Raw genomic sequence first — 15903 nt, 5'->3', positions numbered from 1 at the left:
TTTAGCCAGACACCAAAATAATCATTTGAAAAAAATGCAACTGCTATCAATTAGAGTTGCATTTTTCCTTTATTTAGAAGCAATATCAAGAGCAGCTCTAATTGTACTAGCGGTTCTAAGTTTACTTGTAGGTCGATCGGCAAATGTAATTGATTTCTGTGCCATTGCCGGTTTGATTCCACATAATATCATAGACGTACCCATTAATGATAATACATTTGCTAGTTCAATAAATCTTTGCATAATTTCTTCATTATAAGTAGTTAATCCATTTACATCGATTAATAGGGTTTCAGCAAATGTATTCTCTAATGATTGCAATAATTGCGTTGTCATCTTATGGTAACGACTTTCATTCATCTCTCCAACTAAAGGGAGAACAGATACCTTATCTGTGAGTGGAATAATAGGTGTTTCAAGTTCTTCGATTCTCTGTAAGGACTGTAAATACTTTTGCTCGGCCTCTTTCTGTTCAGTTATATCATGTTGAACACCGATAAAAAAATGGGCTTCCTCCTCTTCCATATAAACCGAATCAATTGTTAAGTGATTCCAGAAAATATCGCCGTTCTTCTTATAATTTAGAACTTCACATTGTATGGATTCTTTTCTTGTTACTGCTTCTCTAATACGAGCAATGGTTTCATTACTTGTTTGCTCGCCTTGTAGAAAACGACAATTATTACCGATTACCTCCTCTTTGGTGTAACCTGTCATATCAGTAAAACCTTTAGAAGAATAGATAATAGGGTTATCATGCTGACTCGGATCGGTAATTAAAATACCAACGCGTGTATAATCAAGTGTCTTTAATATGAGTTCCATATTCATTTTATTCAGTGCTAACCCCACCTTTGGCAAATTTCCATCTATTTATTATCTCTTCCTTTTTGGCAAAAAACAAAGGAAAGACCTTTTTGTTTAAGTAGATGAAATAAAACTATATTCTGTTGTAGGTTTCGTTTATGTTTGATATGGGTAAAAAGAACTACTTGCGTATGAAAGGGAGCATGTATGAATACAACAATTGGTTTTCAGGAAAATCATCAAGTGTTAGATAATAATGAAGTGTTAGCATCACTTGAGAGAAATTTAGCCATGATTGAGTTTAATTTGGATAGAGAAGTGATATGGGTTAACGATAATTTTGCTAGAGTACTGGGGTATCAGTCAGGAGAAATGGTAGGAATGGATCATCAGAATTTCTGTACTATTGAAGAGGTGAATGGTTCAACCTATCTTGAGCTATGGCGTAATTTGAGAAGGGGAAGAAAGTTTCAAGAGAAAATCAAAAGAGTGGGTAAGTTTGGCCAATTATTGTGGTTAGAAGCGACATATATTCCTGTTATAGGAACGAAAGGAGAGGTAAAGGGAGTTTTAAAAATTGCCACGGACATTACTGAAAGGGAGCAGCATACAAATGAGATGATCTCAAAATTAAAAATGGCGCCCACACATCTTGTTGAACTGGTATTATCTAACTCTAATGAAAAGGTATTAGCTTTAGAAACGTTGAAACAACAAATGAAGCTAATTGAAGAAACATCTAAACTTATTCGAAATATTGCATCTCAGACGAATTTATTGGCAATTAATGCTGCTATTGAGGCAGCTCATGCTGGTGAAAAAGGAAGAGGGTTTGCAGTTGTTGCCAAAGAAGTTAAAAAGCTATCTGTCTCAGCTGATAATGCGATGAAAGAAGTAAATATAAATATTGAGAATATTACAGAGCAAGTCGTGAATGTGTATGAGATAACTGATGAGCTAAAAGATATTGTTTCACGGACAAAAGATGATATAGATGAAACTTTACAGTCGTTTGCGCGATTGTCTAATTAGTATGGTCCACCAGATTTGGTTTATTTCATTAATTAGTAGATAGATTAGAAAAGCTCACCAGATGGCGAGCTTTTTTTACTTGAAATCACAAATGGTATTTTTACAAGAGTCAGAGAACCAACAAGTGAGGAAGGTATTTAACCAGTTACTCTTTATGCATTTGTCTAAGCCAAATCGCAAGTTGCAATGTAATCGCATCGAGAGTATGCTGTGGGTTATATCCGGTTATTTCTTTGATTTTCTTTAGCCGATAAATGAGTGAGTTTCTATGGATAAATAAACTTTTCGCACATTCTCCAAGGTTTAAATTATTTGCAAACAAGCTTTCAAGTGTCTCAATTAGCTTCTCAGAAAGTCCATTCAGTACTCTTGTATAATAGTAAGTTTTAGATGCTTCACTCAGTTCATTCAGTAATGCTTGTGCTTCAATATCTTTAAAAGTAGCAAAAATAGAAGACTCTGCACTTAATGTTAAAGCTGAAATGGATTGCTGATAGGAATGTTGAATGTTATTGACAGTCTTTACATTGGAACCCAACCCAATTCTTGCAGTAAGTTGATTTTCTTCTATAAATGAAATGAAACTTTGATACCGATGAATGATTTGTTCCTCTGTTAAGCCTGTATGAAGTATAAATTGTTGATTTATTCCTAGGAAACCAATCAATGTATTTTCTTTGGGAAAAAATCTTTCCACCCATTGGATGAAGTCATTTTTTTTCAATTTGGGCATATCTGTTTTAATGACTGACACTTGAAAGGGGGGCAAAAGATGAATCTCAAATAGTTTAAATCGTTGTTCAATCGATGAATCTTCAATTGAGTCCTGCAATAAATCATCGAATAAATGATCCTTCGCTTTTTGTTGCCACTCTAACTGATCTAAACTAAAGGATTGTTGAATCATCATCTCTGTAATCATTTTTACTAACTCACCAAATTCAAAAATTTCATCTGGGTCACCAGTAATGCCAATCACACCGATGATTTTTTTTTGAAAATGAATAGGTAGGTTAACGCCGGGATATGAGTTTTTCCATTGTATATCCTTATCACTAATGGTGACAGCTCTACCAGTACGTAAAACTTCTGTTGCTCCCTCATGAATCATATTGATTCGATCGGGGTTACCAGATGCAATTATTTTGCCTCTATCATCCATAATGTTTATATTTCTATCCAGTCTAACCATGGTTTGCTTAACAATTTCTGCGGCAATTTCACGAGTTAACATATATGGCCCATCCTTATTCTCTTCATTTCGTTTGTTATATATCAGTAAAATAATATCACAATCTGTTTATAATAGATAAAAATTTAACCAAAATAATCTGTTTTTTTGTTCAATCATAACGATGACAAATAGTATGACACATAATTATAATAAGGATAACACAATAGATGTTAGGTGGCGAGTTTATGAAAGTAGTTATTGCACCTGATTCATATAAGGGTAGCTTATCGAGTGTTTCTGCTGCAGAAGCAATTGCTAAAGGTGTTAAGAAAGCGCTTCCTTCGTGTGAAGTTATTTCTGTGCCTGTAGCGGATGGTGGAGAAGGAACAATGGATAGTCTTGTTTCTGCAACGGGGGGAAAAAAGGTAAAAGTTAGTGTAATGGGTCCATTACACAAAAAGGTCGCGGCGGAGTATGGTGTACTCGGCGATGAAAAGACATGTGTTATTGAGATGGCGAGTGCCTCTGGTCTAGAGCTGATAAATAAAAGTGAACGCAATCCACTGATTGCTACAACTTTTGGCACAGGGGAATTAATTAAGCAAGCGTTAGATGATGGTTATCGTCATTTTATTTTAGCAGTTGGTGGAAGCGCTACCAATGATGGCGGAGCTGGTATGTTACAAGCTCTAGGGCTGAAAATGATGAACGATGCCGGAGATGAAATTGGTCTTGGTGGAGAAGCGTTAGGTGAGGTTACGTCTGTTCAATTAGACTCTCTTGATTCGCGGATTAAGGATTGTCAATTTCTAATCGCTTCTGATGTACAAAATCCGTTTATTGGTCCTAATGGTGCTTCTCATGTTTTTGGTCCTCAAAAAGGGGCAAGTCCTGAAGTAGTTGAGATGTTAGATCACTATATGGGTAACTGGGCAGATGTGATTGAGCATGCGACTAAAGTTCGCTTACATGATCGGCCGGGTGCAGGTGCAGCAGGAGGAATTGGTGGTGCTTTCCAAGCCTTTTTCAATGCAGATATGAAAAGAGGGATTGATCTTGTTATTGAGTACACTGGACTGAAGGAAAAAATGGTGAATGCCGATTGTGTATTTACTGGTGAAGGCCAGTGTGATTTTCAAACCGCCTCTGGTAAGACACCTATGGGTGTGGCAGAGGCAGCGAGAATCAATCATATTCCTGTCTTTGTTCTAGCGGGTTCTATTGGTAAAGGTATTGAAGAGTTATATGAATATGGCATTACTAGTGTCCACAGTTTAGTGACAAGCCCTATGGAGTTAGACGAGGCGATGGAGCGTTCAGCAGAATTGCTAGCGGATGCTGCTGAACGAGTAATGAGAACATTTATTGCGTTTCAAAGATAATTCCATTTTTAGGAGGGAAAAGAATGTTATTCTTCATCATTGCTATTGGGGTTTTAATTATCGTATTAGCGACAACAAAGTTTAAGATTCATCCATTTATGTCTTTACTAATAGGTGCTCTATTCGTTGGATTTGCATCAGGTATGCCATTTGATTTAATAGTTGAGAGCATTAATAGTGGATTTGGCGGTGTTATGACAAGTATCGGTCTTGTCATTGTGTTTGGAACAATTATTGGAGTGATCTTAGAAAAAGCAGGTGCGGCTTATCGAATGGCAGAGGTTGTGTTACGTATCGTGGGTCCAAAGAGACCACAGCTTGCCATGAGTATTATTGGTTTCATCGTCTCTATTCCAGTGTTCTGTGATTCTGGTTTTATTATTCTTAATAGTTTACGCCAGGCATTAGCTAAGAGAGCTAAAGTAACGATGGCTTCAATGTCTGTAGCACTAGCTACAGGATTATATGCCACTCATACACTTGTACCACCAACACCAGGCCCAATTGCCGCTGCGGGAAATATTGGTGCAGAAGCCTATTTAGGAACAGTGATTTTAATTGGTTTTATTGTAGCCATTCCTGCTGCTGCCATTGGTTATCTTTGGTCAGTTAAAGTAGCAACAAGAATTGAAGTTCCAGAGGATCGTAACACAGAGGAATTCGATTATGATAAGGTTGTCGCTTCATTTGGTAAGATGCCTTCGACTTTTCAAGCATTCTTCCCAATTATCTTACCTATTCTATTAATCGGGTTAGGTTCAATTGTTGCCGTTCTGGGATACGAAGGTTGGTTTGCACAATTTATTGGTTTCTTAGGTACACCAGTTATAGCATTGTTCATTGGTATTCTCGCTGCTCTACCATTATTACCTCAATTTAATGAGGAAACATTAACTAATTGGGTTGGTAAAGGATTATTAGATGCCGCACCTGTACTTTTAATTACTGGAGCAGGTGGAGTTTTTGGGACAGTAATCAAAAACTCTGGTGTTGCTGATATTATTCAGGGTTGGGACATTTCCGATATGTTTACAGGTGCGCTGTTCTTGATTATTCCTTTCATGATTGCTGCAGCATTAAAGTCAGCACAAGGTTCATCAACAACAGCATTAGTACTAACATCTTCATTAATTGCCCCAATGCTTCCGGTTGTTGGTATTGAAGGAGCAGTACCGCTAGCATTAGTTGTAATGGCTATTGGAGCGGGTGCAATGACCGTTAGTCATGTGAATGATAGTTACTTCTGGGTTGTTACACAATTTACTGGTATGAAGGTAACAGATGCTTACAAAGCTCAAACAATGGCGACATTATTACAAGGACTTGTTTCTATCATCGTAGCAATGATTTTATGGGTTATTTTAGTATAAGAAGAAAATCCGAACAGTCACTCGAATGCCTTCTTTAGGGTTCGTGTGCGTTCGGATTTTACCCCTTTAAACCGATGTTCTTAGCCAATTTTCATTTCCTAATGCAGAGGGCGTTCCTTTTCATAAATGTCACATCTTGTTTGATTGCGCAATAAGCTTATTCATTTCCTGGTTTAATGTTTCAAGGAAAATATCTGTCAGTCGGTTTAGATGTTTTTTCTTTAAATGAACCCAGCCGTAGTGAACTCTTTCTTCTTTTAATTCTTGTATTTTTACCCCGGTAATCCCATCAATATGCTGAAATGAATAATCAAGCCCAATCGTTATCGCATTACCACTAGATACCCATTGGGTAATTGCATTTGTATGATTGGTTTTTACAACTAGATTTCTTTGGCTATTGTTATCAAGAAGCTGTTTGATCGTCTGATTAAGGTAAGCATCTTGATATAAAATAATGGGATATCTTGATAAATCTTTTTTTGAAATAAAAGGCTTTTCAGCAAGTGCGGAATGGGCTTGTACTCCAGCAACCATATAGCCTTCTAGCAGTGGTTCAAAGTGGAATTTATCTTCATTTACTTCAGAAGATGGCCCAACAACAAGCATACCCACGTCCATTTCTTCGTTGATTAGTTTTTCTGTTATCTCCTTTGGTCCTAACTCTTGAAGCTCTATGGAGACATTTGGATGTTCTTTCTTAAAAGAAAATACAGCGGCAAGTAAGGCGTTTGAAGGACCTGGTATTGTAGAGATACGAAGATGCCCTTGGAGTTTTTCTGTTTGCGCTTGCGCGAATGTTTGAAACTCTTCCGTCATCTTCATGATTTCTTCTGCCTTTTCAATTAATAGAGCGCCTTCAGCAGTTAAATGGGCACCAGAACGGGAGCGTTTAAACAACATCAACCCTAGCTCGGTCTCTAAACTACTGATGGATTGACTTAATGCCGATATAGAAAGGAAAAGTTCATGAGCTGCCACAGTGAATGATTGTGTTTTTGCCACAGTTGAAAAATGTTTTAGTTGATCAAAGGTCATTTACTATCACCTAGTTTTTATGGATTCAAAATTAGTATACTGTTAATTCGTCCATTCTATCTATATATTTTTGAGCAGGTTTTTATAGAGCGTTTTGTGTTAAAATAAATATGTTATAGGTAAAAAGAATGTGTTTTATTTTAATTAATTGAGAATTTAGAACTAGATTAGAGCAATTGTGTTTATAGAGAAAGTAAATAGATCCTAAAAAGGAGTAGAAAATTGAATGAAGCAACGAATAAGCAAGTAACCAAAACACGTGAGATTGTGTGTAGTGCTTTAATGGAATTGATGAATCAATTTCAATTTCGTGAAATAAAAATTTCAGCAATTACGAAACAAGCAGGGATTGCACGAATAACTTTTTATAGAAACTTTGGCACAAAAGAAGATATTATACGCATCTATTTACGTCAATTGTATAGAGATTTATTCAATATGAGGAAGAAACAAGATAATCTAACTATAGCGCAAATGATCCATATGATGTTTATGATCACAGAACTACAAAAACCAGTATTGAGGAAGTTATTTGCGCATGATTTGGAATACTTAGTTATGGAAGAATTCATTGAAATGATAGAAGAGGGGCTATCGGAAGTATTCACTGACGTTGATATTGCAGAATACTTAATTCAATTTCAAATTGGTGGGTTCACCAAAATTATACTAAATTGGGTAAAAGAGGATTGCGAGAAAAATGCTACTCATTTTTGTAATCAAATCACGAACTTGATGAATCATTATCAATTAAATACAAAAAACTATTAAGCATTCATCAATAAAGCAACTCTAACAATCTTTATTATTGAAAGATAGTAAATATCGTTAGGGTTGCTTTTTATTTTTAATACTTTATTGTATTATTTAAATAAAATAATCTGTATAGATAGATTATTAGTATAATTGAATTTTTTACAAATAAACTGAACAGCTTAGATAAGGAGGGGTGTAAATTGAAATGGCACTTTTGTCCGTTGGGAGACCAAGCTCTTCTTATAGAATTAGGGGATCAGATTTCATCTGAAACCCAACAACAAATTCAAATGTTCTCGAATTTTCTCGAGGATCAACGCTTACCGTGGATGAAGGAATGCATTCCAGCTTACACGAATATTGCGGTATTTTATGACATTTGGAAGGTTAGTCAATTATGCGATAAAGAGCAACTGCCTTATGAATTTGTATGCGCAGAACTGAATGAATTATTAAAATCTGTGGATACACAAAATCGCTTATCTTCGAGGAAAATTGACATTCCTGTCTGTTATGGTGGGGAATTTGGTCCCGATTTACATGAGGTTGCCCGGTTAAATCACCTAACACCCGATGAAGTAATCGAAATTCATTCAGCTGGTGATTATTTGGTCCATATGATTGGTTTTGCCCCTGGCTTTCCATTCATCGGAGGGATGTCTGAAAAGATTGCGGCACCTAGGAGGAAATCACCAAGGCTACAAATTCCAGCTCGGACTGTTGGGATTGCAGGGATGCAAACAGGTGTATATCCTATTGAAACACCTGGAGGTTGGCAATTGATTGGAAGGACGCCAATCGAATTATTTACACCACAGGAAGAAATGCCAACTTTGTTAAGGGCTGGCGATCGCATTCAATTTAAGCCAATTAGCTTTGATGAGTATAAGCAATTGGAGGCTGAGCAGTCATGATAGAGATTAAGAAACCAGGTTTATTATCGACCCTACAAGATCTGGGCCGAACAGGATACCAGAAATATGGTGTAATCGCCAGTGGTGTCATGGATCAAGATGCGCATAAGATTGCGAATATGCTTGTCGGGAACACCGAAGAACAACCTACATTAGAAATGACATTAATCGGCCCACGCATTGTTTTTCACGAAGATTGTTTGATTAGTCTTTGTGGAGGAGATATCGGTCCGCAAATTAATGGACAGCAAGTAGGGCTGTGGAAACCTATTTGGGTAAATGCCGGAAGTGAGCTAACATTCGCTTCGTATAAAGAGGGCTGTCGTACTTATTTAGCCATTGCTGGTGGGTTTGATATCGAGTTGGTCATGGATAGTTATGCTACTTATTTACGTGCACATATTGGCGGACATAATGGGCGCGCGCTTCAAAAAGGCGATCGATTAACTTTAAAAGAGAAGAGTAGCTTATCGAAAAAAATGATCGCTTCATTAAAACAACCTGACAAGCCATTTGTTGAAGCAAAATGGCATATACCGGTTCAGATGAGAAGGCCCTCTAATCAAAGAATTAGGGTCATTGAAGGGAAGCAATTTTCTCTTTTTAATAAAGAAAGCAAAATAGCATTATTTAATAACCCTTATAAGGTAGCTTCACAGTCGGATCGAATGGGTTATCGCCTGAATGGTAGTGCACTCGCATTATCAGAAGAGAAAGAAATGATCTCAGAGGCTGTTGCTATGGGGACCATTCAAGTACCTCCTGACGGGCAACCAATCATCTTAATGGCTGATAGGCAAACGACTGGAGGATACCCGAAGATTGGGCAGGTGGCATCCATCGATTTACATGTGTTGGCTCAAACAAAGCCTGGAGAAGAGGTATATTTTGAAAAGATATCTTTTACAGAAGCTCAAAAGCTCTTTATTCAAAAGGAGCAAAGGCTCTATGAGTATAAAAGGAGTATCCAAATAAAATATCGATAGGAGGATAACGATGATAAAGATTGATTTAAACTGTGATTTAGGTGAGAGTTTCGGTAACTATTCAATTGGTAATGATGAAGAAATTTTAAATTATGTGACCAGTGCAAATATTGCTTGTGGCTTCCATGCAGGAGATGCGACAACGATGCGTAAGACGGTGAAACTGGCATTAGAGAAAAAAGTGGGGATTGGTGCTCATCCAGGAACACAAGACTTAGTTGGCTTTGGTAGAAGAGAAATGAATATCTCCCCTCAAGAAGCGTATGATATTGTTGTCTACCAAATTGGCGCATTGTCCGCTTTTGTTCAGTCTGAGGGCGGAAAGTTGCAACATGTTAAACCACACGGAGCCCTTTTCAATATGGCAGCAAAAGACGCTCAGTTGTCTGAAGCTATTGCAGAAGCTGTGTACAAAGTCGATCCAGAATTAATTTTGTTTGGCTTAGCTGGTAGCGAGCTAGTAAAAGCGGGTGCGAAGATAGGTTTAAAAACGGCAAGTGAAGTATTCTCTGACCGTACGTATCAAGATGACGGTTCCTTGACTTCAAGGAGAGAATCAAATGCATTAATTACCGACCAAGATGTAGCGGTCGCGCAGGTCGTTCGTATGGTAAAGGAAGGGAAAGTAGCGTCTGTAAGTGGCAAGGATGTTGACATTTTAGCAGATACTGTTTGTATTCATGGTGACGGCAAACATGCATTGGCATTTGCTAAACTCATTCATGCGACTCTACAAAAAGAAAATATCCAAGTGAGACGAATAGGAGAAGCTTAATGAAAACACAATCAACTAGAAGTATTATTTTAGGTGCAGCCTTCCTAATGGCTACTTCAGCAATAGGGCCGGGCTTTTTAACACAAACAACTGTGTTTACAGAAAAACTAGCAGCAAGCTTTGGGTTTGTTATTTTAGTCTCGATTATCATAGATATCGGAGCACAATTAAATATTTGGCGAATTTTAGCCGTCTCAGAAAAGAAAGCGCAAGATATTGCTAATCAGGTTTTACCTGGATTAGGTTATTTCTTGGCCTTACTCATAGTGATGGGGGGACTGGCTTTTAATATTGGTAATATTGCTGGAGCTGGACTTGGAACGAATGTATTATTTGGTGTTTCTCCAGAATTAGGCGCTTTATTAAGTGGATTAGTTGCTATTGGTATTTTTGTTGTTCGAGAAGCAGGAAAGCTAATGGACCGCTTCACACAAGTGCTAGGGTTTGTCATGATTGGATTGATGGTATATGTCATGTTTACTGCCTCTCCTCCAGTTGGTGAAGCTGTGACACGTACATTTGTACCAGAAACGATTGATATTTTAGCCATTGTTACACTAGTAGGTGGAACAGTCGGTGGTTACATTACCTTTGCCGGTGGGCATCGTTTATTAGATGCTGGTATTAAAGGGAAAGAAGCTTTACCACAAGTAACAAGAAGTGCAGTGAGTGCCATTGGAATTGCCTCATTAATGAGAATTTTCCTTTTCTTAGCTGCTTTAGGGATTGTTTCTCAAGGGTTAACTTTAAACCCTGATAATCCAGCAGCATCTGTGTTTCAACATGCTGCCGGCAATGTTGGCTATAAAATATTTGGTGTGATTATGTGGGCAGCAGCGGTTACATCTGTCGTTGGTGCGGCCTATACATCCGTTTCATTTATTCGGACATTCACCCATTTCATTGATAAAAATGCAAAATGGTTTACAGTAGGTTTTATCGCAATATCTACCCTTGTATTTGTTATGATTGGACAACCAGTGAAAATCCTCGTATTAGTTGGTTCATTAAATGGACTAATTTTGCCTATCGCTCTAGGTGTGATGTTAATTGCTGCACATAAGGCGAAGATTGTTGGCGATTATAAACATCCGTTATGGTTAACCTTGTTTGGGCTACTAATTGTCATTGTTATGGCATTAATGGGCGGTTACTCTTTAATTAATGGGATTCCACAATTGTTTGAATAATAGCTTGAAAGGTGTGAATAAGATTGAATTTAACAACAGTAAGTCCTGAAGAAGCACGTAAGCAGATTAGGGAAGGTTATTGGAAGCAGCCCACTGCTGGCATTGCTAATGGCTTTATCCAAGCGAATTTAGCTGTATTACCAAAAGAACTTGCCTTTGACTTTTTATTATTTTGTCAAAGAAACCAAAAGTCTTGTCCGATTATCGATGTAACAGAGGTCGGATCAGTTATACCAAAGTTAGCCGCACCAAACGGCAATATTATGACAGATATCCCTAAGTACCGTATATATAAGTATGGAGAACTTGTGGATGAGGTGCAAGATGCAACCGGTTATTGGCGTACAGATATGGTTGGCTTTCTAATTGGTTGTAGCTTTACTTTTGAAGAAGCGCTTTTAAATAATCATATTCCAATCAGACATATCGAAGAAAACTGCAATGTGCCGATGTATGAAACAAATATTGAATGTGTAAAATCTGGTATGTTTGAAGGGCCGATGGTGGTAAGTATGAGACCAATGAAAGAAGCGGATGCGATAAGGGCTATTCAAGTAACGAGTCGTTTCCCTTCAGTCCACGGTGCCCCGGTACATTTAGGAAATCCTGAAAAAATAGGGATTAAAGATATTAACAAACCTGAGTTTGGAGATGCGGTTACCATTAAAGATGGAGAAGTTCCTGTATTTTGGGCATGTGGCGTAACCCCACAAGCAGTGGCGATGCGGGCAAAACCAGAGATTATGATTACGCATGCCCCTGGTCATATGTTTATTACAGATGTGTTAAATGAACAATATGCAATCCTGTAAGAAAGGGCTTCTATGGAGTTATCAAACTATTTGCAGTCTCAATTTCCAGGATTAAAACTAATGCCAAGTATATATCAGCAATGGAACATCGGTATTCCTTTCACGTTCGCTGAAGAAATCTACCAATTTAACGAACAAGGTCAGTTAAATATGGATAGATTTGAGCTTGTTTATGAACAGGCAACAACCCTTTTTAAGGAGTTATTTGCTAGCGAGGATGAAGTGATGCTAGTGACTAATATGTATAAAATGACTGAAAAAGAAAAGAGAACGAGAAAATTAAAGGTTTACCAATCTCATTTGAAGCAACGTAAAAAGTTGTATCAACTTCAGGTGGAAACCATGCCTTATCCTTTTGAAGTGGAGGATGCAGGCGCATACCAATTACAACAATTCTCTTTATTATGCCAGTGCCGAGACGTACAAATAGATTCACTTATAAAAGCAGCTGCTCATGAAGACTTTCCTTTAAAACCACGTTTTGGTGGTTATCATGTCAATTATCCAGATGTTTTCTTTATTAATTTAACGAGAGATGTCATCTTTTTCATATACGATGATCGTGGTTGTGAAGTCATTGCCCGCAATGTTCAGATTCTGAGACAGCTATATGAAAAGTATGGTAACTGGATTGATGAAGTCGATCGAGCAGATGTCGTTCGAAGATTGGGTTATTAAATGTTTATGGAGAAAGATGTATAGTAACAACGGTGATGAAATCCTGCTTAATTTTACTCGAGTGGTGTGCATGCTGAATTGTGCACACTACTCGAGTAATTTTCTTGTTTCTCATGTATTAGTATGGTCAAAGCTCTGTAATTTTTTTAAAGAGAGTAAGTAGTGACTATTACACCTTCTTTATTATCACCAGAAATGTGATAGTAATCGTCATCCGGTAAGGTAATAGTATTGGCATCATGGACCGGGAAATATTGAATATGATAAGTTACATCACCTAATGTAAAGTCAATTGTCTTTTCTGTTTCTAGCAGTTTTAAATATTCCTCTAATACAAGTTTTTTCTCATGCATTACTGCACTATGTGGTAAACCAACATAGCGGATATGCCATGGTTCATATGAAATGCCGGTAATATCACTTTTGTTTTCAGGGTATCGTAAAATAAAGCCATACATCCAAGCTTTCTCTTCTAACCATTGGGCTTCCTTTGCTTTATACATAGTGGTTGTTTGAGAACCGACATCAAGAGCAAGTCCGAAATTATGTTCACTATAACCAGCAGGTAGAGCGTAATCCGCCCCTTTTTCCTGATACAGCGTTTGTTGTGCGTCCCAGCTTCTATAGCCACTTGTTAGTAAAAATTGAAAATCTCCTTCTTTGTTAGCTGCATGTATCATATCATTAAATCGATATAATAAATCTATCGACAATTCAATATTAGCATCGATAAGACCAAACTCTTTCTCTAATTCATCATATTCAAATACGTTGACTACATCGTCTAGTATTGTATTTTTCTTCAATGGATGTTCTTCATTAACAAGTAATAGCTGACCATCGTTTATCATATCTTCTTCTACAGATAAATTTCTATTAGAAGGTATGGGCTTGAAATCATTGTTTTCGTTCTCCTCATTGGCGTATTCAATATCATCCCTTAATAAATTGGCTTTATTCGAAGTAAGATATTGATTGATGGCTATTAATAAAAATAAAATGATGGCTAAAAAAAATCCCCACTTCTTCATACGTTTATTCCTCCTTCAATTCATAAAATTAAAGATAAAGAATAAAGCTTAAAAAAAAGTAGGGGTAAATATAAAGTTTTTCTTAAATCATCCCTTTAATGATCCAAAGTAGATGGATGAACGGGAAGTCTAATCTCAAAGCTTGTTTGTATGACGGTACTATTGACAGTGATATGACCGCCATGCTGTTCAACAATATTCTTGGCAATAAATAACCCTAACCCTGTTCCACCTTCTTGATGGGCGCGAGAAGGGTCGGATGTGTAAAAGGAATCGAAAATATAAGGTAGGTCCTTTTCTCTGATATCATCACCGTAGTTAATAATCTGCACAATCGCTCCTTCATCGTCTAATGAAGAGTGAATATCGATAAATTGTCCATCCACCCCATAGCGTATTGCGTTATTTAGGAGATTTTCAAATACACGTGCTAATTGTCTCCCATCTGCTTCAATCATTAAGGAGGGCTGTAAATGTAATCTTGCCTCTAAGTGATTCTTCTTTAGGGCAGGATACATTTCCTCACAGAGTTGTAATAATAACTCACTTAAATTAATTTCACTTTTGATAATAGAGAGTTTCCCATAATTTAATTTCGTTATATCAAAAAGATGATCAATTAATTCTTCTAACCGCCCAGCTTTTTTATAGACAATGTTTGTATAATGCTTTTTTTGTTCCTCGGTTAAGCTAGTGTCTTTTTTGATAATATCTAAATAGCCAATGACTGATGTGAGTGGTGTTCGTAAGTCATGGGCGAGATTGACAATTAACTGATCACGGCTTGACTCAGCAAAATCTCCACGCTCAATCGCCTCTTTTAGCTTGAGACTAGCTGTATTTAAATCCATCGCTATTTGGCTAAATTCATCGTTAGTAGAGATTATTGTTTCATATTGAAAATCACTGTTAGCTAATTGCTTTAAACCATGTGAAATATGACTGAAATAAGATGAAATTCGTCTTGTAAGTAATTTGAAAATGACGAGTGTAAATAGAATATATAGAATCGCAAAAATAATAAATAGACCCTTATTTCCTAATGCCCACCTGATTCGAGCTAAAGGATCATCGATGAACACAAACTGATGATAATAATATTGCATAAATGCAAAAAGTGCATAGGTGATTAAGCCAGCTAATATCATGCTAACGAAGACGAGTAGTAATAGTTTCGTTTGAAAATTAATTTTAAATTTAACCATGAAAGGCATAACCTACTCCCCAGACGGTTTTAATAAACTCGTTCTTGTCTTCCCCAAGTTTCTTTCTTAATGTGCGAATATGAACCATCACTGTATTTTGGTTGTCATAATAAGCATCTCCCCACACAGTTTGAAAAATATGCTCTGCACTAAAAACCTTATTCGGGTGGTTAGCGAGTAAGAGGAGAATATCAAATTCCTTCGGGGTGAGAGAGAGGACCGTATCATATTTTGTTACTTTATGTTGATCAGGATCAATCGTAAGTCCTCGAAACTCTAAAATATTCTCTTTTGAAGCTGATTGATTATACAGCATTGTCCGGCGTAATTGTGATTTGACGCGTGCCACTAATTCCATAGGATTGAACGGTTTGGTCATATAATCATCAGCTCCAATGACAAGCCCGGTGATACGGTCAAAATCAGATGTTTTAGCGCTCAAAAAGATAATCGGAAAAAGATAGTTTTGTTCGCGAATCATTCTAGTGACTTCATGCCCGTCTAAACGGGGCATCATAATATCTAAGACAGCCAAATCAATTGGCTGTGATTGTACAATTTTTAATGCTTCTTCTCCATCATTTACTTTGAAAATATGAAAGCCTTCTTTTTCTAAATGGAGCCCTACAAGGTCAGCAATTTCCGCCTCATCATCGGCAATCAAAATATTTACGTGCTTCACGTTGTACACCTCTAATTTTCAGTAAGAATCTCTTATAGTATAGCCGTTAACCCTGTATTCATCCAGCAAGA

At 37.1% G+C, this 15903-nt stretch carries 16 protein-coding genes; 10 read left to right on the top strand and 6 right to left on the bottom strand.

The window, feature by feature from the left end; all coding sequences use genetic code 11:
• Positions 1-69 precede the first annotated feature (69 nt).
• Positions 70-831, bottom strand: coding sequence for an STAS domain-containing protein (locus LCM23_RS10580; protein WP_224936912.1), 762 nt, complete (start codon positions 829-831; stop codon positions 70-72).
• A 183-nt stretch (positions 832-1014) separates the two neighbouring features.
• Here LCM23_RS10580 and LCM23_RS26060 point away from each other — a divergent pair, with 183 nt between their 5' ends.
• A complete protein-coding gene (locus LCM23_RS26060) occupies positions 1015-1839 on the top strand; it encodes a methyl-accepting chemotaxis protein (protein WP_095371416.1) in 825 nt (274 codons plus the stop codon).
• A 145-nt stretch (positions 1840-1984) separates the two neighbouring features.
• Here the strand turns inward: LCM23_RS26060 and LCM23_RS10565 are convergent, their stop codons facing one another.
• On the bottom strand, positions 1985-3073 hold the full coding sequence (locus LCM23_RS10565) for a CdaR family transcriptional regulator (protein ID WP_095371417.1): 1089 nt from the start codon (positions 3071-3073) through the stop codon (positions 1985-1987).
• A 185-nt stretch (positions 3074-3258) separates the two neighbouring features.
• Between LCM23_RS10565 and LCM23_RS10560 the strand changes: the two genes are divergently transcribed.
• Positions 3259-4395: a glycerate kinase gene (locus LCM23_RS10560; RefSeq protein WP_224936911.1), complete on the top strand. Its 1137-nt coding sequence runs from the start codon at positions 3259-3261 to the stop codon at positions 4393-4395.
• A gap of 23 nt (positions 4396-4418) precedes the next feature.
• Entirely contained in the window at positions 4419-5765 is a 1347-nt protein-coding gene (locus LCM23_RS10555; RefSeq protein WP_224936910.1) for a GntP family permease, read from the top strand.
• A gap of 129 nt (positions 5766-5894) precedes the next feature.
• On the opposite strand, the gene LCM23_RS10550 is transcribed toward LCM23_RS10555, so the two are convergent.
• A complete protein-coding gene (locus LCM23_RS10550; protein ID WP_224936909.1) occupies positions 5895-6803 on the bottom strand; it encodes a LysR family transcriptional regulator in 909 nt (302 codons plus the stop codon).
• A gap of 222 nt (positions 6804-7025) precedes the next feature.
• Between LCM23_RS10550 and LCM23_RS10545 the strand changes: the two genes are divergently transcribed.
• The 7 genes from LCM23_RS10545 to LCM23_RS10515 all read left to right on the top strand — a co-directional run bounded on the left by LCM23_RS10545 (position 7026) and on the right by LCM23_RS10515 (position 12914).
• On the top strand, positions 7026-7574 hold the full coding sequence (locus tag LCM23_RS10545; RefSeq protein ID WP_224936908.1) for a TetR/AcrR family transcriptional regulator: 549 nt from the start codon (positions 7026-7028) through the stop codon (positions 7572-7574).
• Between the two features lie 185 nt (positions 7575-7759).
• Positions 7760-8473, top strand: a complete 714-nt coding sequence (pxpB, locus tag LCM23_RS10540) for a 5-oxoprolinase subunit PxpB (protein ID WP_224936907.1) — start codon at positions 7760-7762, stop codon at positions 8471-8473.
• The gene (locus LCM23_RS10535) at positions 8470-9459 is read left to right on the top strand and encodes a 5-oxoprolinase subunit C family protein (RefSeq protein WP_224936906.1); all 990 of its coding nucleotides are present in this window, start codon (positions 8470-8472) and stop codon (positions 9457-9459) included. Before pxpB ends, LCM23_RS10535 begins: the two co-directional genes overlap by 4 nt.
• 10 nt (positions 9460-9469) lie before the next feature.
• Positions 9470-10234 (top strand): LamB/YcsF family protein, encoded by a 765-nt coding sequence (locus tag LCM23_RS10530; protein ID WP_224936905.1) that lies wholly within the window; start codon positions 9470-9472, stop codon positions 10232-10234.
• A complete protein-coding gene (locus tag LCM23_RS10525; RefSeq protein WP_224936904.1) occupies positions 10234-11424 on the top strand; it encodes an NRAMP family divalent metal transporter in 1191 nt (396 codons plus the stop codon). Before LCM23_RS10530 ends, LCM23_RS10525 begins: the two co-directional genes overlap by 1 nt.
• A gap of 23 nt (positions 11425-11447) precedes the next feature.
• A complete protein-coding gene (locus LCM23_RS10520; RefSeq protein ID WP_224936903.1) occupies positions 11448-12236 on the top strand; it encodes a putative hydro-lyase in 789 nt (262 codons plus the stop codon).
• A gap of 12 nt (positions 12237-12248) precedes the next feature.
• Positions 12249-12914, top strand: coding sequence for a DUF3885 domain-containing protein (locus tag LCM23_RS10515; RefSeq protein WP_224936902.1), 666 nt, complete (start codon positions 12249-12251; stop codon positions 12912-12914).
• 146 nt (positions 12915-13060) lie between these two features.
• On the opposite strand, the gene LCM23_RS10510 is transcribed toward LCM23_RS10515, so the two are convergent.
• The 3 genes from LCM23_RS10510 to LCM23_RS10500 all read right to left on the bottom strand — a co-directional run bounded on the left by LCM23_RS10510 (position 13061) and on the right by LCM23_RS10500 (position 15832).
• Entirely contained in the window at positions 13061-13945 is an 885-nt protein-coding gene (locus LCM23_RS10510; RefSeq protein WP_224936901.1) for a M15 family metallopeptidase, read from the bottom strand.
• 95 nt (positions 13946-14040) lie between these two features.
• Positions 14041-15150 carry a HAMP domain-containing sensor histidine kinase gene (locus LCM23_RS10505; RefSeq protein ID WP_224936900.1) on the bottom strand — a complete coding sequence of 370 codons (1110 nt, stop codon included), beginning with the start codon at positions 15148-15150 and terminating at the stop codon, positions 14041-14043.
• Positions 15143-15832, bottom strand: a complete 690-nt coding sequence (locus LCM23_RS10500; RefSeq protein WP_224936899.1) for a response regulator transcription factor — start codon at positions 15830-15832, stop codon at positions 15143-15145. The genes LCM23_RS10505 and LCM23_RS10500 overlap by 8 nt, the downstream gene beginning before the upstream one ends.
• Positions 15833-15903: the final 71 nt, after the last annotated feature.

The organism is Cytobacillus kochii, from assembly GCF_020171845.1.
Lineage (GTDB): Bacteria > Bacillota > Bacilli > Bacillales > Cytobacillaceae > Cytobacillus > Cytobacillus kochii.
Note: the sequence above shows the minus strand (reverse complement) of the source record. Positions and strands in the feature narration are given on the sequence as shown.